Below are 24,508 nucleotides of genomic sequence, written 5' to 3'. Positions count from 1 at the left end.
TCTGAAATAAATTTACCCATATATTTTATGTAAGGGCCGAATTTACCGTATCCTATCATAATTTCCTCGCCACTATCTTTATGCACGCCGATTTTAAGCGGTAAGCTTAGAAGCTTTAATGCTATATCAAGTGTAATATCGTTTTGGTTCAGGCTAGCAGGCACGGGGCTACGTTTCGGCTTTACTTTGCCTTCTTGTTCGCCAAGTTGAATATAAGGTCCGTAAGGTCCTTTTTTCAGATATATTTCTACTCCGTCTTTATCCGTACCTAAAACTTTATTCTCATTAGGAATAGTGGAAGGCTCGCCTTCATTCTCGTTATTATCGTTACCGCTAACAATAGATTTTCTAAAAGTACATTCAGGGTAATTACTACATGCTAAAAATGCCCCGAACTTACCAAGCTTTAAGCTAAGCTCGCCTGTTTTACATGATGGACAAACTTTAGATTCTTTATTCTCACCGAACAAGTGATAATCAAGGGCTTTCTGTACATAGCTAATAATCTCGGTTATTTTCCGCTCGTTTACTGATTCAATATTATGGTTAAAACCGCTCCAAAAATTACTTAAGGCAGCTTTCCATTCAAGCTTGCCGGTTGCTATTTCATCTAATTCATTTTCAAGTCCTGCAGTAAAATCATATTCAACGTATTTTTTGAAAAAACCGACTAAAAATACTGTTACTAAACGTCCAAGCTCTTCAGGTATAAATCGTTTTTTCTCAAGAGAAACATATTTTCGATCTTGTAAAACCGATAAAATACTAGCATAGGTCGAAGGACGACCAATCCCAAGCTCTTCAAGTTTTTTCACTAAACTTGCTTCCGAATATCTTGGAGGCGGCTCGGTAAAATGCTGATTCGGAATAACTTCTTTAGTTTTAAGTGGTTCTTGTTCTTTTAAAGGCGGCAGCATTTTATTTTCTTCTTCAGCCTCATCGTCCACACTTTCACGATAAACCTTATAAAACCCGTCAAAAGCTATAGTCGATCCGTTTGCTTTTGCCAAATATTCTTTATTTTCCGAAGCTAAATTTGCAACTACAAAATCCATTATAACATTTTCCATTTGGCAGGCTATAGTTCTTTTCCAAATTAGTTCATAAAGCTTATAATAATCCTTTGCTAGCTTTTCTTTTAAGCTATCTGGAGTATAAGTAATATTCGTCGGTCTTATCGCCTCATGAGCTTCTTGAGCATTTTTTATTTTGGATTTATAAATTCTAGGGCTAGTCGGTAAATATTTATCGCCGTAACTTTTATCGATTAACTTGCGTATATCTGCTATTGCATCATTTGATAATGTAACGCCGTCGGTTCTCATATAGGTAATAAGCCCTATGGTTTCTTTACCTATGTCAACGCCCTCATAAAGTTTTTGTGCTATTTGCATAGTCTTTTTAGCACTAAAACCTAGTTTTCTTGCTGCTTCTTGTTGTAGTGATGAAGTAATAAAAGGAGGTTGAGGCTGACGTTTTTGTTGTTTCTTTTCTATCTTATCAACATGAAAATTTTGAGATTTTAATTTTTCGGTTAAATCTTTGGCATCTTTTTCGTTAATAATTGAGAATTTTTCTAGTTTCTGATCGTTTACGTGAGTCAATTTAGCAGTAAATAGTTCATTATTACTATTTTGCATTTTAAGGCTAATATCCCAATATTCTTCTGACTGAAAACGTTCTATTTCATCTTCTCGCTCACATATTAATCGCAGAGCCACGGACTGCACACGTCCCGCCGATTTACATCCCGGTAACTTACGCCATAAAAGAGGTGAAAGGGTAAAGCCGACTAAATAGTCTAAAGCTCTTCTTGCTTGCTGGGCATTTACTAAGTTAGTGTCAAGTTTTCTAGGGTTCTCAACGGCATGAATAATTGTTTTTTTAGTGATTTCATTAAAGGCTACCCTTTTGAAAAAATCATCGGATTTAACCTTATTTTTTTCTTTTATTACCTCTGTAATATGCCATGAGATAGATTCACCCTCACGATCAGGATCGGTTGCAAGATATACTGCATCAGCTTTTTTAGCATCTTTAACTATGGCATCTACATATTTACCGGCTTTATCGGAAATATCATATTTCATTGCAAAATTTTCATCAGGTAACACCGAGCCTTTTTTAGAAGGTAAATCTCTAATATGACCAAATGATGCAATGACCTTAAACTCATCACCTAAATATTTATTTATCGTTTTTGCCTTTGCCGGCGATTCTACTATTAATAATTTCATCTACTTATTATAAACTAATGATATTTTATTACCGGTGTGACGCATTACTTTTCCGGCGAGTTCTAATTCTAACTTTTATTACCGTATATTATGATAGGAAGCGGTAATTCTATTTCTTTTTGTAAATATTCAAAATCTATAGGTACTGCCGATAATAGTTCAATATAGCAGTACGCTCCTTTTGTGACGGTTCTTTGACATATCTCGTATTTACTGTTCCTAGCTCAATAAAATCCTTAAATAACCCATCATCTTTTTTGATAAATTTTTCATATTGCGGTAAATTAGCTACAATATCCTCCGCTGATTCCACTAAATATGCTCCCTCTCTAATCAATTTATTTGTACCTTGACATCTTGGATCTCAAGGAAAGCCGGGAACAGCAAATATTTCCCTATTTTGTTCAAGTACAAATTTTGCAGTTATTAATGAACCGGATTTTAAGCTTGCTTCTACTACCACTACTCCTAAGGCTAGTTATCCTATTACGCTGTGGAAAATATTTTCCAAGCGGCGTAGAGCCGATAGGTAACTCAGCTAATATTAAACCTTCTTCTGCTAAATTTTCAAATAGTTTTTTGTTTTCCGGTGGATATATATGATCAATACCTCCGGCAATGACTCCGATGGTTCGAGAAACTGCTGCTTGATGTACGCTGCTATCTATTCCTCGTGCTAACCCTGAAACGGTTATATAACTTTCTTTTACTATAATCATTTGCAATTTTATGAGCAAAGCTTCTTCCGTTTGCAGAAGCGTTTCTTGCACCTACTATTGCAACGCATTTATTATGATTTAATAACTCTATATTACCTTTATAGCTTAATATTGGCGGTGGATCATAAATTTCAAGTAACAATTTTGAATATTCCGGAGATTTATATGTGATGATCTTAGCATTATCTTTTTCGAGAAGTTCTAACTCTTTTTCAGCATCGCTTTTACTAAAAATTTTAATTGGTTTTGACTTTCCACCTCGCAATGAAAAATCCGGAGCGTTATCTATGGCAGTTGCTGCATCACCGAATAATTTAATTAAACTAAAGAAAGTTTTAGGACCGATATTTTCACTCCTAATAAGATGTAAAATATTAATTGTTTCAATATCATAAGATATTTTAGGAGCAGAAAATAATTCTTTCAACATTATTTAGAGTTATTTGATATGAGTTAGTATCATCCCGCAACTTGATCGCAGGATCTCAGGACACAGCCTGTGATACAAGATCCCGTGGTCAAGCCACGGGATGACATAAATAAGAGCAACTACAGCTTCTCAGCATGTGAGCTTAAATAATGTGCTATACCCTCATGTGATGGGGTAATTGCTTCCTCGCCTTTATGCCAGCCGGCAGGACAAACTTCGCCGTGTTTTTGATGATGATGAGTTAAAGCATCGATTACTTTTAATGTATAATTAATATCACGACCGATAGGTAAGTCGTTAACTAGCATGTGACGTACTATGAAATCCTTATCAATTAAAAAAGCTCCACGCAAAGCAACACCGTCTTCATTAAGTACGTTATATTTTGAAGAAATATCCTTTTTTATATCGGAAACCATTGGGAATTGTACTTGTCCAAGTCCGCCTTTATTATGCGGAGTATTTTTCCAAGCTAAATGGCTAAAATGAGAATCAACGCTAACAGCTACTACTTTAGTACGTCTTTCGGTAAATTCACCAAGCTTATTGTGAAATGCTATAATTTCCGATGGACAAACAAAAGTAAAATCTAGGGGATAAAAAAATAATACTATATTATCCCCCGCAGCATAATCGCTAAGTTTAAACTTATCGTCTATATTATTATTAGGCATAATAGCTTTAGCTGTAAAATCCGGAGCAGTTTTGCCGACAAATACTGACATATTCATAACCTTTTATTAATTAATAATGATATGATATATAAAACTAATTATTATTACAATAATAAATCTTTATAAATTGCTACTGATCTATTTTCTTTTCCGAAGAAGCTTTTAATTGGTTAAATATAGTTAACGCTCCGGTTACAAAACTACTCGGTTCTGAAAGGTTTGCGGGTAAAATTACAGTGTTGGTATCTTTAGCCAAATTACCGAATGCACTAATATACTGCTCAGCTACTTTAAGAGCTACCGCCTCACTTCCTCCCGTTTTTTGTACGGCAGCTGCGACAATCTCAATACTATTTGCTGTAGCGGTAGCGACTAAGCCTATTGCTTCAGCTTCACCTTTTGCTCTGTTAACTTGATCCATATAAGAAGCTTCTGAATTCAGTACAATTTGTGCTTTTTCACCTTCTGCATGGTTAATTTTTGCTTGTCTATTACCTTCCGACTCTAGAATTTGAGCTCTTTTTTGACGCTCTGCTGCTACCTGCAATTCCATAGCTTTAAGTATAGTTTGCGGAGGTTGAATATCTTTAATTTCATAACGCATACATTGTATACCCCAATTTATAGCAGCCTGATTAATAGCTGCTACAATTGCTACGTTTAAAGTTTCGCGCTCTTCAAAAGTTCTATCTAAAGGGAGTTTACCTATTTCCGAACGCATAGTAGTTTGAGCAAGCTGTGTTATGGCATAGTAAGGATTATTAACACCATAAGATGCTGCCATTGGATCAATGATTTTAACATATAAAACGCCATCAATAGATAATGTTACGTTATCATTTGAAATAGCTGTTTGAGCGGTAACGTCTATTGCTTCTTCTTTTAAAGTATGTTTGTATGCTACTCTTTGAATGACAGGGATTAGTAAATTTAAGCCAGGCTGCAGTACCTTATCGAATTTTCCCAATTTTTCTACTACCCATGCTTGTTGTTGCGGTACAACTTTAACCATTTGTATTATAACTAAAATCGCTATAATACTGAAAATTAATAATGCATATTCCATAATTCAATACCTTTTTTTATTTCCACTCTATATTATTTTTAATTATAAAAAAAGGATTTAAGTTAAACGGTACTTAATTATATTTTTTTTATCAATAAAATAGGTTTTAATTACTTTGAGTAAAGAAAGAATGCTTGAATATTCTTCAAGTTGTTCATTTACATTTTTTATCTCATTTAAAGCACTATTAAAATCTTTCTGTAATAAATAAGTTTCAGCAGCTTTATTTTGTTCTAGTGTTTTAAGTAAAATATTTTGTAAAAATCTATAATAATAGTCGTCTAGTTTAGGTATATCAGACATAATAATAAATCATATAATTATTGAGATCTTAATTTATATATTAATTTTTAATAATTTAATAATTTTTAACTAGATTTACATATACTTAAGTCTTTATCTACTATGTCGGAATCTATATTTAAACAGTCAAGGATTGAGTGAAATACATAATCATGGCTAATTTCGGTATTAGCATAATTTTTAATTGAAGATACTGAGTCAGGATATTTTGCTTTAAAATCGTCCGATACCCAAACTATAAGAGGTACGGTTATTTGTTCTGCAAGTAGTGGGCCACCGTGACCGTAATAACCATTTTCTCCTAGTGATTCGCCGTGATCGGATACATATAATAAAAATGCATTTTTATCTTTAAGCAAATCTATTAAATTAGATAAAAAAAAATCGGTGTATAAAATTGAATTATCATAACTGTTAACTAAAGCAAGCTTATCGCAATCACTTGCATCCCCCTTAACCTTAATAGGGCAGGTAGGGGTAAAATACTCAAACTCTTTTGGATATCTTGCGTTATAGTTCCAGTGACTTCCTGAGGTGTGAACTACTAAAAATTGTTTCTCTGAATTTGTTATTCTTTCTTTTATAAAAGGCAATATTTTTTCATCATAATCATTTAAAGAGAATAGGGCAGAGCCGCCCGGTACTATAGTAAAATTAACGTCGTTATATATATTACTGAGGTCAAAATTTGCAAAACTCCTCATTAAAGTTTGAGTACCGATCCAGGTAGTATTAAATCCAAGATTTGTTAAAATTGATAAGAAGCTGTTCTCTTGTCTAGTATTTTTAATTTGACTTGCAGGATAACGTGAAAGTAATGACGGTACGGAAAGATAGGTAAGGTTAGAAGAAGATTTAGCTTTGAAAGAAATTAGGTTTTGAGTAGTCTTTAAGTAAGGAGTCGTATCTCTTTCATAACCGTTAATACCGAAATGATCAAATCTTGCTGATTCTCCTATAACTAAAACACCGATAATATCTTTATCTGACTTATCTATAAAGTTATATTGTTTGCTAATATCTATACATGCATAATTTTTATCACCGAAATTTCCAGCAAAATTAAGGTAGCTATTATGTAAATACTGAATGGGAAAATAATTTTTTAGTATCTTAAATGAAGGAGTAATAATATTATATACAAAAATAAGTAAGCAAGCGGCAGATAATATTTTTGTTACAAATGATTTAGAATTTTCGGCGGCAAAAGATTTGAGAGTATAAAAACAAGTAAAAAGACAAAAAATTATCCATATTATTAACTTAATGCTGGTTAATTCATAAACTTCGTTTAAATCCGTTGAGAAAAAACTACCTATTACTTGTTTAGTAGGATTGATTTTGAAGAAATAAATGTAATAACTAGCAATAGCGGATGTTATAAATAAAAACCCCACGCCGATTTTTAACACTAATCTATGTACGCTAAGACCAAAAAATGCTATAAAAGAAAATATATAAATATAACAAAAATCTTTTGATAACTCTAATATCCCTCTAAAGATCGTTGCTTTATAATAATCAAATTTATAAATCAATATTGCGGTATTAAATAACAAACAATAAATAAAGGCTAAAATCGCCGATAATTTAATTAATTTGATATCTATGTGTTTTTGAATAGTTTTTAGCATATATAATAATTAATAAAGTAATTTTTATAACTATCATGATCATAAAAAATCTTCAAGAATTTTATCGGCTTTTAATACCAAATGCTCCGCTTATCGCTATTGATTACGGAAGCAAAAAATTAGGAATCGCATTATCTAATCAAGAACGTAGTATTGCTATGCCCTTAAATACTATAACCGAGATAAATAAAAAAATTGTTATTACTTCCTTGCTTAATATCATCGAAAAATATAAAGTTTATGGCGTGGTAATAGGTCTACCGATTGATATGAGCGGAGCAGTAACGGAGCAAACAAATATAGTGATGAAATTTGCTGAAGAGCTAGCAGAATCTATAAACTTGCCTATATATTTACAAGATGAAAGACTAACTACAAAAGCTGCAAATAATTTCCTTAAATCATTCGGCGTGAAAAGAAAAGACCGTAATAATAACGATGATGCAGTAGCTGCTAGTATGATTCTTGAAACCGTGCTTGATTCTATAAAAAAACTTTAGATTATCATTAATTGAATATCGTCATTGCGAGCGACTGTAAGGAGCGTGGCAATCCAGAAAATAATAAAAAAATTCTGTAAATCAGAATTTTTAATTGGATTGCTTCGTCAATTACTTTGTAATCTTCCTCGCAATGACGTAAACTTTTTAAATTATCCCCTTTTTTAAGTAATGCCTTTCTAACTTTTCAAAAACCTTTATTGTAAAGATATATTATTTATGATAAAACCGATCCGGTAAAAATAAATAAGATATACCATGAAAATATTAATTCTAGGTGTTACCGGTATGCTAGGTAATAGCATATTCAGGTTTTTAAGTAGTGATAAAAATTTTGACATTTTTGCGACAGCCCGAAATAATTCCGCTTGTTCTTATTTTTCTAAGGATTTATCCGATAAATTAATTACAAATGTAGATGTTGAGAACCATGATTCGTTAGTTGAGGTATTTAATAAAGTAAAACCCGATATAGTAATAAATTGTATAGGGCTTGTAAAACAACTAGCTGATGCAAACGATCCGTTAAAAACATTACCGATAAATAGTTTATTACCGCATAGGCTAGCTAATTTATGTAAATTAGCTAATTCAAGGTTAATCCATATTAGTACGGATTGTGTATTTTCAGGAAAAAAAGGTAATTATAAGGAAAGCGATTTTCCTGATTGTTATGACCTGTACGGTCGTTCTAAGTTTCTTGGTGAGGTAGGTTATCCTCATGCTATCACTGTGCGTACTTCAATTATAGGTCATGAGCTGGCAGGCAATAGAAGCTTAATCAATTGGTTTTTAAGTGCAGAAGGGCAAGTGAAAGGTTTTGAGAAAGCTATTTATTCAGGATTCCCGACTGTAGAGCTTGCAAGAATAATAAGGGATTTTGTGTTACCTAATAAAGAGCTGCATGGGCTTTATCATGTTGCATCAAAACCGATTAATAAGTTAGAATTATTAAAATTAGTAGCGGAAATATATAATAAAGAAATCGATATTATTCCGTCAGATGAGCTTGTAATAGATCGATCACTAGATGCTACTCGTTTTAACGAGGTAACGGGATATACGCCTCCTGAATGGCGTGAGCTTGTAAAGCGTATGTGTGAGTTTGGGTAGTAAGGCCGTCATTGCGAATATAGGTTTGTCCACTCTTGTCATCCCGTGGCTTGACCACAGGATGACTACCTTAGAGTGTTTCTCGATTTACGCAATGACAGAATGAATAATAACAAAATAGGTATTATATATATAATGTTTGTAGATAAAACTTTAATGATTACAGGAGGCACCGGTTCGTTTGGTAATGCGGTGCTTTCTCGTTTTCTGAAATCCGATATTATTAATGATATTAAAGAAATTAGAATTTTCAGTAGAGATGAAAAAAAGCAAGAGGATATGCGTATTGTTTTAAATAATCCGAAACTTAAATTCTATATCGGGGACGTACGCAATTATAAAAGTATTGATGAGGCAATGCACGGTGTAGATTATGTATTCCATGCTGCTGCTTTAAAGCAAGTTCCGACTTGCGAATTTTATCCTATGGAAGCAATAAATACTAATGTCTTAGGGGCTGAAAATGTTTTAAGTGCAGCCATTAATAATAAAGTTGCAAAAGTTATAGTACTGAGTACCGATAAGGCTGTATATCCAATTAATGCAATGGGGTTATCAAAAGCGTTAATGGAAAAGTTAGCAGTAGCAAAAGCTCGTATGCGTAGTCAGGGTGAGACCGTGCTTTGTGTCACTAGATACGGTAATGTTATGGCTTCCCGTGGTTCAGTAATTCCTCTTTTTATCAATCAAATTAAGCAGGATAAAGACCTTACCATCACTGAACCTTCAATGACACGTTTTTTAATGTCGCTTGTAGATTCCGTAGATTTAGTTTTATATGCGTTTGAGCATGGACGTCAAGGCGATATTTTTGTACAAAAAGCTCCGGCAAGTACAATCGAGGTACTTGCAAGAGCGTTACAAGAAATATTCGGTAGCAAAAATGAAATACGCTTTATTGGTACACGTCACGGAGAGAAGCATTATGAATCGTTAGTATCATCGGAAGAAATGGCAAAAGCTGATGATTTAGGTGGTTATTACCGTATTCCTATGGATGGACGCGATCTTAATTATGCCAAATATTTTGTTGAGGGTGAAAAGAAAATAGCTCTTTTAGAGGATTACAATTCTCATAATACAAAACGTTTAAATTTGGAAGAAGTAAAAGAGCTGCTACTAAATCTTGATTATGTGCAAGAGGAGCTAAAAAATGCTTAAAGTAATGACGATTGTCGGTACTCGTCCTGAACTTATTAAACTATGCTTTGTGATTTCTGAGTTTGATAAATATACTAATCACATCCTAGTTCACACCGGTCAAAATTATGCATATGAATTAAATCAGGTTTTTTTTGATGATATGGGAATTAGAAAACCGGATTATTTCTTAGAAGTAGCGGCAGATAATACGGCAAAATCTATCGGGCTTATTATTGAAAAAGTTGATGAAGTACTTAAGAAAGAAAAGCCCGACGCCGTTTTATTTTACGGTGATACTAACTCTTGTTTATCGGTAATTGCCGCTAAACGCCGTAAAATTCCGATCTTTCATATGGAAGCAGGAAATCGTTGTTTTGATCAGCGTGTACCTGAAGAAATAAACCGTAAAATCATTGATCATATTAGCGACGTTAATATTACGTTAACCGAGCATGCAAGATGTTATTTAATTGCTGAAGGACTACCTGCTGAGCTTATTTTTAAATCAGGTTCGCATATGCCTGAGGTCCTTGATCGCTTTATGCCTAAAATATTAAAGTCTGATATTTTAGATAAATTATCATTAACCGCTAAGCAATATTTTTTAATTAGTTCACATCGTGAAGAAAATGTCGATGTCAAAAATAATCTGAAAGAATTATTAAGTAGTTTACAAATGCTTATTAAAGAGTATAATTTCCCCGTAATCTTCTCAACACACCCAAGGACTAAAAAAAGGCTTGAGGATTTAGAGGGATTTAAGGAGCTTGGTGATAAAATAAGGTTTTTACCGGCTTTTGGTTTTACGGATTACATCAAACTTCAGATGAATGCTTTTTGTATTTTATCCGATAGCGGTACTATCACCGAAGAAGCATCAATACTTAATTTACCTGCTTTAAATATTAGAGAAGCACATGAACGTCCTGAAGGTATGGACGCCGGCACGCTTATTATGTCAGGTTTTAAGGCTGAGCGGGTGCTGCAATCGGTAAAAGCTATTACGGAAGAACACGAGAATAATAAAAATACGCAAGATATTGTACCGGATTATGCTGAAGCAGGTCTTGTATCAAAGAAAATATTGCGTATAGTTTTAAGTTATGTGGATTATGTTAATCGCACAGTGTGGTTTAAAAAGTAATCCTATTCATTATTACCATATCAAAAACATGAAATTCTTTAAATTAATAAAACTTAACACTTTATTTTTAAGTGTTTTTTTACTAATAACTCTTATATCTTCTTTTTGCTATTCCAACGAAAATTCTTATAAAAGAATAGTTTTCCTTGTTAGTACAGAGACATTCGGCGGCAAAGGCGTATACGCAATGTATAATGAGATGAAAAAAATAGGTCATGATGTCAAAATTGTAATAGTACCTCATCCTCATCCTAATATTCAAGGAGGAATAGATACTGGGTTTATTAGTAAATTTGATACACAAGATGTGATATATCCATGCGGTAAGTATGCTTCTTATTCAAATGTTAATACAAAATGTGAAATTTCTGAACTAAAAAATTATCAGCCGGATTTTATCTTTACGCAAAACCCTTACGAAAATTTCCAAGGCTATATATCAGAACCTTTTACGGCTGCTAATTTGTATAAGGGCTTTAGAGGAACTAAAACAAAAATTATGTATATAGTCTATGGTCCGCATATCTTTCATCAAAAAAATATTGATGATGATAAGTTATCAAGTTTCATAGAGACGGTATTTGTTGATTCAGAAAGTACAAAGGATATCTTTATTAGTAATTATAAATTTCCTAAGGATAGAGTTATTGTTTCAGGTTATCAACCATACTATGAAGTAAGAAATTATAATATTAAAGAAAAACCAAACTCGGAAACCATTTTATGGCTTCCTAGATGGGAATTATCATTTAAAAATAGAGATTTATATGAAGGAGGTTCTACTTTCTTAAATTATCACTATTTTTTCTATAATTATGCATTACAACATCCTAATATTCATTTTATTATAAGACCGCATATTACACTATTTACCTATGCGGTCGGTAAAAATTACTTAAGCCAAAGTGATATGGATAATATATTAAATAGATTTTATTCTTTAAAGAATGTTACTGTTTCTGCACATGCATTCAGGTCGTTACTAGATGATATAATGGTATCAGATATTATAATAAGTGACGGTACTTCATCTCTTGCTGAAGTAGTAGTTGCCGATAAGCCTATAATTTACTTAAGTAATGGTTGGAATAATGAATTTAATAGCAATGCTCTATCTAAAGAATTAAAAAAATATATGTATTTTGCTTATGAGCCGCAAGATATTATTAACTATATAGAATTTATTAAGCAAAATCATTATTTGCCTTATCATGAAAATAGTAGCGGCAGAAATCAATTTAAAAAGATGCTTGATCCTGTAGAAAACCCTGCTGCATTTATCACCGAATATTTATTAAAATTATAATAGTTTAAATAATTTATGTTAGAAGAAATTTATAATGACGGAGAAAGATTAATTCCTGGAGAAACTCATGATATTTTAGAGGTCATTCGTCATAAAAGTAGCTATAAGATTTTTAAAAAAATTATAGAAGTCGATATACTTAATAGCCCATTAATGCTAAATCAAAAAATAAAAATTTTAGATATAGGTTGTGGAACAGGACACGGAACTTTCATGCTTAGCGATATATTAGGAGTAGAAATTACAGCAATAGATATCAGTAAAGAATCTATAATTTATGCTGAACAAAATTATGGAGCATCTAATATAAAATATATTAAATCTGATTTAGTTAGTTTTATTAAAAAGGCAGAAGAATATGATTATATTGTATCAAGACATGCACTTGAGCATATTAAAGATGGGTTAAATCTGGTGCTTAATCTTAAATATAAAAAACGATTAATAGTAAATGTACCTTTTAATGAACCGGAAGGGAATATATATCATTTAGTTAATTGGATTACTGAAAAAGACTTTGAATCATATCAAAACCAAGAATTTTTATATGAAGGATTAGATGGCGTAACTAACGACACGCATTCTAAAAAAAATCCTCCTAATTCTATAATCTGTATATCCAGTAACTCAGATTTAAAGCCTATAAAACAATTATTTAACTATCCAATCTCAGCTTGGAACCCGGAATTTTTAGAAAAGTTAGGTTTGCAATTCCAAGATATATTAAAACAATTGCTGCAAACTAGGGATGCATTTAAAAATAGCGAAGAGAAAAACTTAAACTATGAAAGTAAATTAAATAATACTGTAACAGAGCTAAATAATGCTTTAGAAGAAATAAAAATTCTTAAAAATAAACTAATTATTAGTGAAGAAGAAAAATCTATTTTTTTTAAGCTCTATAGAAAAATTTAAACAATAAAACTAACATTTTATAAATTATTTTTAAAAGTTATGACAACTAGAAAAGATAAACCTCTAAATATTTATCATACTTTAGTTTCTATTATTATACCTGTCTATAATGGGGCTAATTATATGAAAGAAGCTATAAATAGTGCTTTAGCACAAACTTACAAAAATATTGAAATTATTGTTGTTAATGATGGTTCAAAAGATAATGGAGAGACAGAACGCGTAGCATTATCATACGGTGATAAAATACGCTATTTTCATAAAGAAAACGGTGGCTGCGGTTCGGCTTTAAATTATGGTATAAAAAACATGAAAGGGGAGTATTTTTCATGGCTTAGCCATGATGATATATATTATCCTAATAAAATCGAGCATCAAGTTAACATATTAAATAAGTTAGATAATAAAGATACTATCATTTATGGCGGTTATGAATTAATTGATGAAAAAGGAAACTCTCTACGTTATATTAAACCGGATAGTGTGCTACATATAAATAAACTTAATATTTCTTTATTACCTTTATTACGAGGATTAATACATGGTTGTTCGTTATTAATTCCTGCTAAATATTTTCATGAAGTCGGTATATTTAATGAAGCTTTAACGACAACGCAAGATTATGATTTATGGTTTAAAATTTTCCGTGTTGCTCCTATTCATTTTGATGAGTCTATCCTAATTAAATCTCGTTTTCATTCAGAGCAAGGTAGTAAAAAAATATCAAATCATAACGAAGAATGTAATGTATTATGGTCATCGTTTCTTCATGAGTTAACAGAAGAAGAAATGATTAAAATGGAAGGTTCTTCTTATTTATTTTTAACTCGTACAGCTAATTTTTTATCAAATAATACTCCATATAATAAAGCCTGTGATTTAGCAAATACTATGGCTAAGCAAGTACTACATGATACTAAAGTTAGTGTTATTATACCGGTATATAATAGAATAAATTGGGCAATTGAAGCTATAGAAAGTGTACTTATTCAAACACACAAAAATTTTGAGATACTTATAATAGATGATGGATCGACTGATGATATATCAGAATTAACTTCAATATGCAAAAAAGATAAAAGAATAAAATATTTTCATAAAAAAAATGAAGGACCTGCTGCTGCACGTAACTTAGGTATTAAAAATGCTATAGGAAAATATATTGCTTTCCTTGATTCGGACGATTTATTTTATAAAGATAAAATAGAAATCCAATTAAAGTTTATGGAAGAAAATAATTTTATATTTTCTCATACTTCATATAAAAAAATAAATGAAAAAGGAAAATATATAGAATCTGTTCATTCCGGGTTTTTTAGTGGAAATGTTTTTCCTCAAGTCATACAAACTTGTCCAATAGCAATGCCGACAGTTATGGGAACTTTGACATTATTCCAAGAAAATTTATTTCCTGAAAATATAAGAAGCGGTGAAGATTGTTGTTTATGGATATCTATTGCTAGTAAAAACTCAATAGGCGGTATAGACAAAGAATTGTCTAAAATACGAATTAGCGGTGGTACTAATACGTTTATGGACCCAAATAAATATTCAGTAGGTTTAATAAATATTACTTCTTATGTTCTTAATGATTCTTATTTAAGTAAATTTAGTCCGTTTACTATTAATTTGTTATTAGCAGCTGTTACACAATTAAGATTACTAGAAAATAAAAATGAAGACTATAAAAAAAGTAATATTTCTTTTTTCAAAAATAACTATGTAATTCAAAAAATACGAACCCATTGCTTTGTGACAAAAATTTTGATTTTATTAACTATTACTTCTATAAGGCAAGAAGGAATACGTGCAACAATCTCTAGAATACAGAGATGGCTTAGAAAGCATATATAAATAACTATTCCTCAAGTATCTTAACTTTTGAGCCGTCGCCGATTTTAGTCATACCTTCGGTAACGACTAAGTCACCTTCTTTAATATCGTCAGAGGTAATTTCAATTAAACCTTCTGTACGTGTACCGATTTTTACATATAATTGTTTTACTATATCACCGTCTATTTTATAGATAAAGTTACCTTGATTATTTCGTTGAATACAACTTTCGGGGACGGTTAGATTTTTATGGGGATTAAGTATAAGCATCACATCTACAAAGCTATTATGCAGGATTCTTGTACCCATAGGTAAAATAATTTTAGTTGTTAAAGTACCGTTCTGATAAGTAATGCGATACTGCTCCGATTGTGCTTTTAATTTTTCCTGCAATTAAAACTTCAGTATCGACTCCAACTTTTCTGCTTAAAGACTCCGGCAATTCAATAAAAATACTTTGTGAGTTTTCTGTTCCGGTAATGCTAAAAAGATAATTGCCTATTTTTACTTCATCGCCGACCATAGACTTAATTACGCCTATTTTACCGGAGTAGGGTGCAGTAATTATCATGTCGTTGTATGTTTTTAGAGCTTTGGAATAATTAAATTTTGTATCTTCAAGTTCGCTTTTTGACCTTTTATATTCCTCGTTACTTACAAATTTTTTAGCAAATAAAGCTTCTTTTCTATTATAATCTTCTTGTTTTGTATTTAATAAAGCTGCTGCTCTAGATTTAGTAGTTTCTGCTATGTTTTTATCTATAACCAGCAATATATCCCCTTTTTTTACTATTTCTCCTTGATGTGCTGAGACTTTTTCAACTACTCTGGTGGCATTAGCATAATAATCACGGCTATTATCATTCTGGCATTGCCCTACAATATTAAATATGTCGTAAAGCTCGGCAATTTGTACTTTAGTTGCTTTTACTCCTGTAATTTTTTCTTCTTCCTTTTTACTTGCCATAGTAGAAAGTGAGATAAGTAAGGTAAAAAGAACAATAAGTTTTGCAGGCATAATATTATACTCTAAGGTGAATAAGTGTTATTCTAGTAGTTTGTCCACGGCATCTAGGGAAGGTAACTAAAAGCGTATGTTGTTGTAACATTTTTAGCTGGATACCGTGGACAAGCCACGGTATGACAAAGTGTGCTTTTTAAGCTCCTCATCTGTTAACCATTTATATTCTTTTTCTAGAATTTCAAATCTGATTTTTTCTAATTGTTCATCAAGATCAGGTTCAGGAACGATAGCAGAACCCATAAATTTAAATCCTTGATAGTTAATTTTAAGTTTCTTACAAGTTTCTTGTAATGATAATAAATTTTCTTCTATATCATCAATAAATATTATTGATTGCGGATAATAATTTGTTTTGCGTAATACATATTCAAGTACGCTTCCTTTATCATATTCTGCGGTGTAAATTATGCCGTCTTTTAATGTAGGTTTACCGCAGCCGGCATTAAAATCTTCTATTATTATCTCATCTTCTAAAGGTGAAAATTCTTGAAAAATTACCTTTAATTCAGTGAGTTCACGAATTCTCCATTCGATCATATCTTCAATTATGCCGAATTTACCGGTAGGAAGTTTAGTAAGACCCATTGCGGGTATATTTTTTTCTTTAAATAGAGCAAATATTGTTAATATATCTTGATTAACAAATTTAGCTTTTCTATCTTTAAGAACGATGCTAAGTAATAATTCACATTCTTTTCTAGTAAGTCTTTTTTCAATGCTCTTCATTAATTCTTTTCTATAATCATGTGTTAACCTAGATTCATCACTATCCATTACAATTACTTCATCTACATCAAAAAGCACCAAGTTAGTATTATCGGCTTGTTTTACCGCTTCTATAACTTCTTTAAAATCGTGAACTTTATTTATTTTGCTATACATATTTAATATTACTTGAGAGGCTAATTACTTCTTCTAAGGAATTTGTCATTACCTTTAAATCTTCTTCTCTAGACAAATTATGGTGACCGTCTTTAATTAGCTTCATTACTATTTGTTTACTCGTTATTTTTTCTAATAATTTTACTGAAACATTATAAGGCACGTCTTCATCTAACATCCCATGGATTATATGTAGTGGTGTATTTATATCAATCTGTTTCGTTGTCAATAATAAATGTTTTTTTGCATCTTCTATCAGTTTATAGCTTATAGGATATTTATGCTCACAATTTTTACCGCTTACTTCTAGTATTCCCTCTTTTTGCATCTTATTTTGATCATTTAGAGATATATTTTGCCAAATATTTTCAGTAAAATCTGGAGCAGGGGCTACACACACAAGCCCTTTTATTTTATCAGAAAATCTTAAAGCCGCAAGAAGTGCTAGCCATCCTCCCATGCTCGAACCTACTAATATCGCCTCCTTATCAATTAATTTGTCTAAAATTAGTGATACTCCTTCTAACCAATCACTAATTGTTTGATCCTCAAATTGTCCCGATGCGTTTCCATGACCGAAATTATCAAAAACAATAAAATTATAATTGTTTTTTTTACAATAATCTATTAAATAGATAGCCTTAGTTGATTTCATACTAGACATCAAGCCGTGTAAAAAAATTACAGATGGAATATTTGTATTAATTATTTTATAATTATCATAGACAATAAATTTGTCTTGTGTTTTACTATAAAGCTTGTGCATTTTAAATAATTATTTTAATAGATTGAGATTTAATGCCTTCATTAAAGTCAAGTAAACGATACAATAAATATACTATTTTGCAAGTAGTTCCTGCTCTAGTTTCGGGAGGGGTTGAAAGAGGTACTATAGAAGTTGCAAAATATCTTAAAATTCTCGGTCATACTCCTATCATAATTTCAGCAGGCGGTACTTTAGTTAAAGAGTTAGATAAGGAAGATATATTACATATTGCAATGAATAGTAGCAGTAAAAATCCTTTTGTAATTCTGAATAATGCAAAATTGATAGCAGAAATAATCAAAAAATATAATGTTGATATAGTTCATACAAGATCAAGGGCACCGGCATGGAGTTCATATCTAGCAACAAAATGGACTAATGCTAAATTTCTGACTACTTTTCATGGGGTTTATAATATTCCGAATAGTTTTAAAAAATATTATAATAGCATAATGCTAAAAGGCGAGAAAGTTATTGCCGTATCTAATTTTGTAAAACAACATTTGCTTGAAAACTATAAAATTGATGAAGATAAAATAGTAGTAATTGAACGTGGAGTAAATTGTGATTATTTTAATCCAGCAAATTTAACACCCGAAAAACTTAAAAAATGTCGTGATAAATATGATGCACCGAGCAACGTGCCGATAATATTAATGCCTTCTAGAATGACAAGCTGGAAAGGGCATCTTGTTTTAGTAGAAGCATTAAGTAAGTTAAAACATAGAGATTTTTATTGTTTAATGGTCGGTGATATATCTAGACATCCCAATTTTACTAATAGAGTAAAAGAGCTTATAGCTACTCTAAAACTTCAAAATAAAATTCAAATTTTCGGTAATGATTCGGATATAATAAACCTATATGGGATTTCCAATATTATCGTTTCTGCCTCAATCGAGCCTGAAGCTTTCGGTCGTACTATTATAGAAGGGCAGGCGATGGAGAAGCTTGTTATTGCAACTAATATTGGCGGTGCAGTAGAAACGATAAATAATAATATAACCGGTTTCCACGTAGAACCAAATAATGCCGAAGCGTTAGCACAGAAAATCGATTATTGTTTCTCAATTTTAGGTGCTGATACTGCTAAGAAAATCCAAGAAGCGGCAAGACATACGGTAATTAATAATTTCTCTCTTGATCTGATGCTAGGAAAAAACCTTGAAGTCTATAAAGAAATCTTAAAAAATTCCCATAATTAAAATTTTATTATAATCGCTATTAGTTAGTAGTGTGGTTTATGTCATTCCCGTGTGGCATTGTTGCGTAGACGCCTAATCGTCATTGCAAGCGACTGCAAGGAGCGTGGCAATCCAAAAAAAATAACAAAAAAAATTCTATAAATCAGAATTTTTACTGGATTGTTTCGTCAATTACTTACGTAATTTCCTCGCAATGACGGAAAAAACGCTCTACGCAACAATATCTTCCAGCAACGGCGGGAAGGAAGAAAAAACATATATAAAAAACTAGATTACTCTTCATTTACTCGAAATATATAGGGTTGAATAGAATGACTATTCTCCTAATAAGTTTATTTCGGCATACAAATCTTCAAGATTTATATACTGATCATAAATATTATAGTCATGAGATTTACCGTCATGATGTACTACAAGCATTAAAGTTTCCGGTAAAAATTCTTTTAAAGCTTATTGTGCATTTTCTATAGATGTTTTATCAAGATTGGCAAACACCTCGTCTAAAATTAATATTTTAGGGTTTGAAATTATAGCTTTAATGATTCCAATTTTTTTCTTTTGACCGCCACTTGGTGCATTTATTACATCATAATTTTTATCACTTAAGTGCGTAATTAATGTAGCTAGATCTAATTTTATAAATAGTGTGTTAATTTTTTCTTCTAATGATTGATTGATCAAGGCCTGAGGTTATTACTTCAAATAAAGTAGATTGAGCCGGTATGTAACTATTCTGATCAATAAATATTATTTTTAGATTTTGATAATGGGTAGGTATGGAAATTTCACCAACGCTATGGCATGGCAGCAATACAATTTACTAAACTCTTTAAAAAAGTAGTTTTGCCTTTTCCTGAGGAAGCTGAAAGAAGATAATGTGCTCCTAATTTTAATACTAATTTTTCAAAACTCAAAATAGTTCTTTCTTCTATAATTAGGTTATAATCAGAAATTACAAGTTCATCATTTGTAGACCATGTCATTCCTTTTTTATCCTCAGAAGAAATTGCCTCTATTAATTTTGTAATTCTCGCTTGCGATATAACTGCTCCACTAAAGATTATTTTTAATGAGGCACTTGTTAAGAATGGTTTTAAGGTTTCAAGCCAAGGATTAAGTAGTAGAGCTTGCTCAAGTGTAATCTCTCCATTTTTTACTTTATAAATATAGTAAAGTGATTTTATAAATTTATCTGAGATATCTAATATAGTGGTTATAGTATTTTTTGTGCTATCTAAAAACAGCATTTTCTTTGATATTTCTTTTTTAGCTTTAAGTTGTTTGGCATATTGATTTTGTATAAATTGAGCAGAATCAGTTAACAAGATATTTGAAGTATTAGAGGATATATTTCTGATTACTATAGAAGCTTTATTTTCGTTAATTTTCTCCGCTTCTTTCCTGTAAGAAATATCTAGTTGATATAATATATTTAAAAATCCTTGCTTAATATTTTCAAACTCATTAAATATAATAGCTCCTGGAACTAAATTATCTTGCAATGCAATAAGCTGTATAATTTTTTGAGTGGTAAAATTCCAATAGTAAAAGTATTATGAAGATCAATAAATAAATTATTAGTAATAGCTTCTATATCCTTTAATCCTAAGATTTTACTTTTATATTCCTCATTTAGTAACAGTTCTAAAGCTTTTTGTTCAATTAAATCTTGAGTATTTTGTGTTAAAGAAGTTTTATATGATTGGAATAGTGTGCTTATTATATTTTTTCCACACCATAAAATACTGATTTTTGCTCCTTGAGAAAAACAAGAGGTCCTATAGCAGCAGTAGGGTCCTGTATGAGAGTAAGGTTAATGCAATTAATGTATTGTCATCATTTCCGGTGTAGTTAATAAAACTACTATTTATGCATGCTTCAATTAAATCCAAAACATTTGTTATAACCATATTTCTAATAATTGGATTATTAGAAATATGATAAAATCCTTGGGTTACATCTTTAACTTCATTTTTTGAATCATTTTTAAAATTGTTAGAAAGTATATTAGGATCAATTACCCTAATATTAGGGGTTAAGTTTGTCTGAATTTCTTTTAAATTTTCCTGATAATTTAAGAAATCAGTCCCATAATATGTTAAGCTCAATATGGCAGCTGTAGAAGTTAAATAAATTGGTACTGAATAATTAGGAAAAGTTGTGATGAGATTTGTAGTAATAGGGTAGATTAAACTTCCTTTAAATGTGGCAGAAGTAAGATAATGTTTCTGAAAATACCCTTCGGTTATTAAAATTTCATCAGTAAGAGTTGTTGAAACGAAAATACTACTTCCTTTTGTCCCATTTACAATAAAACAAGTTATACCGTTAATTATTAAATACGTTCCATATGCTAACTTCTGGTAGAAGCAGCATTATTTTTATTAAAATTTACTTTATTAGATGAAATTGTAGATATTATATCGTCTATATCATAGCCTAAGTTAGAAAAAGATTTTATTACCGGATTTTTACGAAATAAAAAAGAGAATACCATAATTTTTATTAAAAATAATGGCATTATATGTTCTTAAAAATAATACACAAGTAGAAACAATTATTATATATAGGGGCATTGTTTATTAAAAATAGATATAGTCATTGCGAGTGGGCGTTGTTGCGTGTATCGAAAAAAGCACTCAGTGTCATATCGTGGCTTGACCACGGTATCCATAAAAACAACTAAAAATACTAATAATGTTAGTATTTTTAATTGGATTCCCGCTTTCGCGGTAGTGGGCTTAACTTGTAAAGACAGTATTATGTATTAACGAGAATATAACTCGATTACTAAATGAACTTCTGCTTCAAAAGGATATGGAACATCAGAAAGAGCAGGAACTCTTAAATATTTACCGGTTAATGAAGGTACATCAAATGATAAATAGCCCGGTGTTGTTTGACCTTGTTTTGAAACGGATTCTTGGATAAGCGGTATTTGTTTTACGGATTCTTTAACTTCTATAACATCACCTTCCTTTAGTCGTATGCTTGCTATATCGGCTTTCTTACCGTTTAATTTAATATGTCCGTGTGAAACTAACTGTCTTGCAGCAAAAATAGTTGGAGCTATGTTCATTCTATAAACGACAGTATCAAGTCTGCTTTCAAGTAACCCAATGAAGTTTTCACCGGTATTACCTTTCATTTTTTGAGCAAGTGCAAAAATATTCCTAAATTGTTTTTCAGTGACACGACCGTAGTGGCATTTTAATCTTTGCTTAGCTTTTAAATGTAAACCATAATCTGAAGTTTTAATCATGGTATTCTGCCCATGCTGCCCGGGACGATAATTTCGTGTATTGAAAGCATCCTTGCTATCACCCCATAGACTTACCCCAAGTCTTCTACTAGCTTTATATTTAGAACGAACAATTTTTGTCACTGATAATATCCTTAACTTTTATTTGAATTACAGCGTTATTCAAAAAGCTTGATACAAGCGAATTTTCTGACATTCGCCTTTGCTCACGTACTTTTTGTACGCTCCGCAGGCTCAGTCGTCAATTCATCTTGTCTAAAGCTTGCCGAATCTAGCTTTGTAAGAAAATATATACATTTCTTACATCAAAGTCAATCATTGATTTTTAACCTAAAACTTTTTATACTTAAATAAAAAAAATCGTATGAGTTCTTTGGTAAAATCAATAAATTTAGGTAAAATAAATTACTCTCAGAGTACAGTGAAAGACTATATATTATTAATGAAACCACGTGTGATGTCGCTTGTGATTTTTACGGGTTTTGTAGGTATGTGGCTTGCTCCTTATTCGGTGCATCCTTTTATTGCCGGTATTGTAGTTGTTTGCATAGCTCTTGGTGCAGGTAGTGCAGGGGCAATTAATATGTGGTACGATAGAGATATCGATAGCTTAATGAAACGTACTCAAAAAAGACCTATAGTCAGAGGTGCTATAGAACCTGATGAAGCTTTATCTTTTGGTTTGATAACGGGATTTTTTGCAGTATTTTTTATGGCTTTATGTGTTAATCTACTTGCATCCTTTTTACTGCTATTCACTATTTTTTATTATATCTGTATTTATACTATTTGGTTAAAGCGTCGTTCTATACAAAATATTGTTATTGGCGGAGTATCGGGAGCATTACCTCCTGTGATAGGTTATGCAGCGGTAAGCAATACTATATCTCTAGAGTCGATTATATTATTTTTGATTATTTTTATTTGGACACCGCCGCATTCATGGGCTCTTGCTTTATTCTGTAACGAAGATTATAAAAACTGTAAAGTACCGATGATGCCTGCAGTAAAAGGGAATTTATATACTAAAAAACAAATTCTAATTTACAGTATTCTTTTATTTATTGTTTCGCTAATGCCTTTTTTTATCGGAATGAATAATTTTATATATTTAATAATTTCTGGTATTCTTGGGTTAGTATTTCTATATTATTCCGGTTCTTTATTCTATGACACCCTTGATAACAAACAAGCTAAACGATTTTTTGCCTATTCGATATTTTACTTGTTTTTTATATTTTTACTTTTGTACTCAACTAACACTATATCCCCTATCAGTTGAGAGATAATAGTGTTGGGTTACTTGTTATGGAAGATAGAATTGAAACCCAACGTGAAGAAACATATCATAAGTTTATTTTCATGCAAGTGATTTTTTATTTATAACTGAAATTTGATGCTTTTGTTTCGTAATTTTGATAAGTAGGAAGAGTTAGAAGATATATCGGATTTGATTCCATGGGATCAATCTGTCATGCAATACACACTCCATCGTTGGATAAAATTACTCTTAATACCGGCTTTATAACGTACAGCCTTGCTTCCGTATTCACTTACTTTATTTTCCTGTATGTTTGGTTGCCAAATTAAAGCTTCACTCTCTAATCTATTTGAGGCAATATTTCTTTCATGCTGCTTGTCGTTATGTGTTAAAAATATGCATTCCGCTTTTATAAACGGTTTATATTGGTTATTTATGTATTGATCTAAATCTTCAAATAACTTTGCATATTCGGTGAGCCAGCTTTCATAAGCAATAATAGGAGAAAAGTTTAGATGAACTTCGTAACCTGCTGCAATAAAAATATTCACTGCTTTTATTCTCTCAATAATCGGACTCGTTTTTGGCTCTAATATCTCGCTTATCCTTGCCGGCATCAAACTAAATCTAATCCTTATTTTGCCTTCAGGATTAAAATTAAGCAGTTTAGGATTAACATATTTAGTAGCAAAAGTTGCTTTAGCACGTGGATGTTCTTTAAAGAAATTAAATATCTTTAACCAATTAGTGTGTTTCCAATGCAAACTTACATCGGTAGAACAACCTATATCATATGTCCAATATTTAGAATTTGTTTGATTGGAAATTTTAGTCGGTAAACTTGCTATATGTTTATCCAATACGTCAAGTATTTGATCTATATTTTCATTTATATATAATGTCTCATAGTTATGACGCATAACATAACAATAACTATTTCTGCAACCTCCGGCACAGCCATATATGAAGTTAGGTGTTATGTAATCAGCTGATCTTCCATTAGGACGTACATGCAAAGTTTTCGTATTTTGTACTATTTTCTTAATCATACGATTTTAAATTAAAGTTTATTTAAAATACTTACTTAGCT

General features: G+C 31.2%; 24 protein-coding genes and 4 pseudogenes. 10 read left to right on the top strand and 18 right to left on the bottom strand.

The features are described 5' to 3' along the window. From topA to D6968_RS01210, 8 genes and pseudogenes are all read right to left on the bottom strand, one after another. A partial coding sequence (topA, locus tag D6968_RS01245; RefSeq protein ID WP_121542834.1) for a type I DNA topoisomerase occupies nucleotides 1–2,237 on the bottom strand: 2,237 nt, incomplete at its 3' end. Nucleotides 2,238–2,373: 136 nt separating this feature from the next. After that, entirely contained in the window at nucleotides 2,374–2,550 is a 177-nt protein-coding gene (locus D6968_RS05670; protein WP_245969028.1) for a hypothetical protein, read from the bottom strand. Between the two features lie 51 nt (nucleotides 2,551–2,601). Beyond that, a pseudogene (locus D6968_RS06180) lies at nucleotides 2,602–2,956 on the bottom strand (DNA-processing protein DprA). Further along, on the bottom strand, nucleotides 2,898–3,386 hold the full coding sequence (locus D6968_RS06175) for a DNA-processing protein DprA (RefSeq protein WP_121542830.1): 489 nt from the start codon (nucleotides 3,384–3,386) through the stop codon (nucleotides 2,898–2,900). Before D6968_RS06175 ends, D6968_RS06180 begins: the two are co-directional and overlap by 59 nt. A gap of 119 nt (nucleotides 3,387–3,505) precedes the next feature. Next, nucleotides 3,506–4,111 carry a peroxiredoxin gene (locus D6968_RS01225; protein WP_121542828.1) on the bottom strand — a complete coding sequence of 202 codons (606 nt, stop codon included), beginning with the start codon at nucleotides 4,109–4,111 and terminating at the stop codon, nucleotides 3,506–3,508. Between the two features lie 79 nt (nucleotides 4,112–4,190). Beyond that, complete coding sequence (locus tag D6968_RS01220) at nucleotides 4,191–5,126, bottom strand: SPFH domain-containing protein (RefSeq protein WP_121542826.1); 936 nt, start codon at nucleotides 5,124–5,126, stop codon at nucleotides 4,191–4,193. Nucleotides 5,127–5,183: 57 nt separating this feature from the next. Beyond that, nucleotides 5,184–5,429 carry a hypothetical protein gene (locus D6968_RS01215; protein ID WP_121542824.1) on the bottom strand — a complete coding sequence of 82 codons (246 nt, stop codon included), beginning with the start codon at nucleotides 5,427–5,429 and terminating at the stop codon, nucleotides 5,184–5,186. Nucleotides 5,430–5,494: 65 nt separating this feature from the next. Next, entirely contained in the window at nucleotides 5,495–7,063 is a 1,569-nt protein-coding gene (locus D6968_RS01210) for a phosphoethanolamine transferase (RefSeq protein WP_121542822.1), read from the bottom strand. Between the two features lie 35 nt (nucleotides 7,064–7,098). On the opposite strand from D6968_RS01210, the gene ruvX reads away from it, so the two are divergent. From ruvX to D6968_RS01170, 8 genes and pseudogenes are all read left to right on the top strand, one after another. Continuing rightward, nucleotides 7,099–7,563, top strand: a complete 465-nt coding sequence (gene ruvX / locus D6968_RS01205) for a Holliday junction resolvase RuvX (RefSeq protein ID WP_121542820.1) — start codon at nucleotides 7,099–7,101, stop codon at nucleotides 7,561–7,563. A 10-nt stretch (nucleotides 7,564–7,573) separates the two neighbouring features. Beyond that, nucleotides 7,574–7,704, top strand: a pseudogene (locus D6968_RS01200) (lytic transglycosylase domain-containing protein); the annotation flags it as partial. 117 nt (nucleotides 7,705–7,821) lie between these two features. Continuing rightward, complete coding sequence (locus D6968_RS01195) at nucleotides 7,822–8,676, top strand: dTDP-4-dehydrorhamnose reductase family protein (RefSeq protein ID WP_121542818.1); 855 nt, start codon at nucleotides 7,822–7,824, stop codon at nucleotides 8,674–8,676. Nucleotides 8,677–8,811: 135 nt separating this feature from the next. Continuing rightward, nucleotides 8,812–9,837 carry a polysaccharide biosynthesis protein gene (locus D6968_RS01190; protein WP_121542850.1) on the top strand — a complete coding sequence of 342 codons (1,026 nt, stop codon included), beginning with the start codon at nucleotides 8,812–8,814 and terminating at the stop codon, nucleotides 9,835–9,837. After that, nucleotides 9,830–10,963 (top strand): non-hydrolyzing UDP-N-acetylglucosamine 2-epimerase, encoded by a 1,134-nt coding sequence (gene wecB / locus D6968_RS01185; protein ID WP_121542816.1) that lies wholly within the window; start codon nucleotides 9,830–9,832, stop codon nucleotides 10,961–10,963. Before D6968_RS01190 ends, wecB begins: the two co-directional genes overlap by 8 nt. Continuing rightward, nucleotides 10,923–12,269, top strand: coding sequence for a hypothetical protein (locus tag D6968_RS01180; protein WP_177717142.1), 1,347 nt, complete (start codon nucleotides 10,923–10,925; stop codon nucleotides 12,267–12,269). The genes wecB and D6968_RS01180 overlap by 41 nt, the downstream gene beginning before the upstream one ends. A gap of 15 nt (nucleotides 12,270–12,284) precedes the next feature. Further along, nucleotides 12,285–12,767: pseudogene (locus D6968_RS05660) on the top strand (class I SAM-dependent methyltransferase); the annotation flags it as partial. Between the two features lie 456 nt (nucleotides 12,768–13,223). After that, nucleotides 13,224–15,038, top strand: a complete 1,815-nt coding sequence (locus tag D6968_RS01170; protein WP_121542810.1) for a glycosyltransferase family 2 protein — start codon at nucleotides 13,224–13,226, stop codon at nucleotides 15,036–15,038. 4 nt (nucleotides 15,039–15,042) lie between these two features. Here D6968_RS01170 and D6968_RS01165 read toward each other — a convergent pair. The 3 genes and pseudogenes from D6968_RS01165 to D6968_RS01155 form a co-directional block, all read right to left on the bottom strand. Beyond that, nucleotides 15,043–16,039 (bottom strand): annotated as a pseudogene (locus D6968_RS01165) (efflux RND transporter periplasmic adaptor subunit). 90 nt (nucleotides 16,040–16,129) lie between these two features. Continuing rightward, nucleotides 16,130–16,924 (bottom strand): DUF2608 domain-containing protein, encoded by a 795-nt coding sequence (locus D6968_RS01160; RefSeq protein WP_121542808.1) that lies wholly within the window; start codon nucleotides 16,922–16,924, stop codon nucleotides 16,130–16,132. After that, a complete protein-coding gene (locus tag D6968_RS01155) occupies nucleotides 16,917–17,690 on the bottom strand; it encodes an alpha/beta hydrolase (protein WP_121542806.1) in 774 nt (257 codons plus the stop codon). Before D6968_RS01155 ends, D6968_RS01160 begins: the two co-directional genes overlap by 8 nt. Nucleotides 17,691–17,722: 32 nt before the next feature. Here D6968_RS01155 and D6968_RS01150 point away from each other — a divergent pair, with 32 nt between their 5' ends. After that, entirely contained in the window at nucleotides 17,723–18,895 is a 1,173-nt protein-coding gene (locus D6968_RS01150) for a glycosyltransferase family 4 protein (RefSeq protein WP_121542804.1), read from the top strand. A gap of 315 nt (nucleotides 18,896–19,210) precedes the next feature. Here the strand turns inward: D6968_RS01150 and D6968_RS05655 are convergent, their stop codons facing one another. The 6 genes from D6968_RS05655 to rpsD form a co-directional block, all read right to left on the bottom strand. Then, nucleotides 19,211–19,315, bottom strand: coding sequence for an ABC transporter ATP-binding protein (locus D6968_RS05655; RefSeq protein WP_245969026.1), 105 nt, complete (start codon nucleotides 19,313–19,315; stop codon nucleotides 19,211–19,213). A 30-nt stretch (nucleotides 19,316–19,345) separates the two neighbouring features. Then, nucleotides 19,346–19,576: an ATP-binding cassette domain-containing protein gene (locus tag D6968_RS05650; RefSeq protein ID WP_032139588.1), complete on the bottom strand. Its 231-nt coding sequence runs from the start codon at nucleotides 19,574–19,576 to the stop codon at nucleotides 19,346–19,348. Nucleotides 19,577–19,689: 113 nt separating this feature from the next. Beyond that, on the bottom strand, nucleotides 19,690–20,397 hold the full coding sequence (locus tag D6968_RS05645) for an ABC transporter ATPase (protein WP_245969024.1): 708 nt from the start codon (nucleotides 20,395–20,397) through the stop codon (nucleotides 19,690–19,692). 276 nt (nucleotides 20,398–20,673) lie between these two features. Continuing rightward, on the bottom strand, nucleotides 20,674–21,003 hold the full coding sequence (locus D6968_RS05640; protein WP_245969018.1) for a hypothetical protein: 330 nt from the start codon (nucleotides 21,001–21,003) through the stop codon (nucleotides 20,674–20,676). A gap of 245 nt (nucleotides 21,004–21,248) precedes the next feature. Beyond that, nucleotides 21,249–21,416 carry a hypothetical protein gene (locus D6968_RS05635; RefSeq protein ID WP_177717139.1) on the bottom strand — a complete coding sequence of 56 codons (168 nt, stop codon included), beginning with the start codon at nucleotides 21,414–21,416 and terminating at the stop codon, nucleotides 21,249–21,251. A gap of 246 nt (nucleotides 21,417–21,662) precedes the next feature. Beyond that, on the bottom strand, nucleotides 21,663–22,280 hold the full coding sequence (rpsD, locus tag D6968_RS01115) for a 30S ribosomal protein S4 (protein WP_023508073.1): 618 nt from the start codon (nucleotides 22,278–22,280) through the stop codon (nucleotides 21,663–21,665). A gap of 241 nt (nucleotides 22,281–22,521) precedes the next feature. On the opposite strand from rpsD, the gene cyoE reads away from it, so the two are divergent. Then, nucleotides 22,522–23,439: a heme o synthase gene (gene cyoE / locus D6968_RS01105; RefSeq protein ID WP_121542800.1), complete on the top strand. Its 918-nt coding sequence runs from the start codon at nucleotides 22,522–22,524 to the stop codon at nucleotides 23,437–23,439. 182 nt (nucleotides 23,440–23,621) lie between these two features. Here the strand turns inward: cyoE and D6968_RS01100 are convergent, their stop codons facing one another. Further along, the gene (locus D6968_RS01100; RefSeq protein ID WP_342767334.1) at nucleotides 23,622–24,467 is read right to left on the bottom strand and encodes an SPL family radical SAM protein; all 846 of its coding nucleotides are present in this window, start codon (nucleotides 24,465–24,467) and stop codon (nucleotides 23,622–23,624) included. Nucleotides 24,468–24,508: the final 41 nt, after the last annotated feature.

The organism is Candidatus Rickettsia colombianensi (genome assembly GCF_003664375.1).
Lineage (GTDB): Bacteria > Pseudomonadota > Alphaproteobacteria > Rickettsiales > Rickettsiaceae > Rickettsia > Rickettsia tamurae.
The sequence above is the reverse complement of the archived record's forward strand: the minus strand, read 5'-3'. Positions and strand labels throughout refer to the sequence as shown.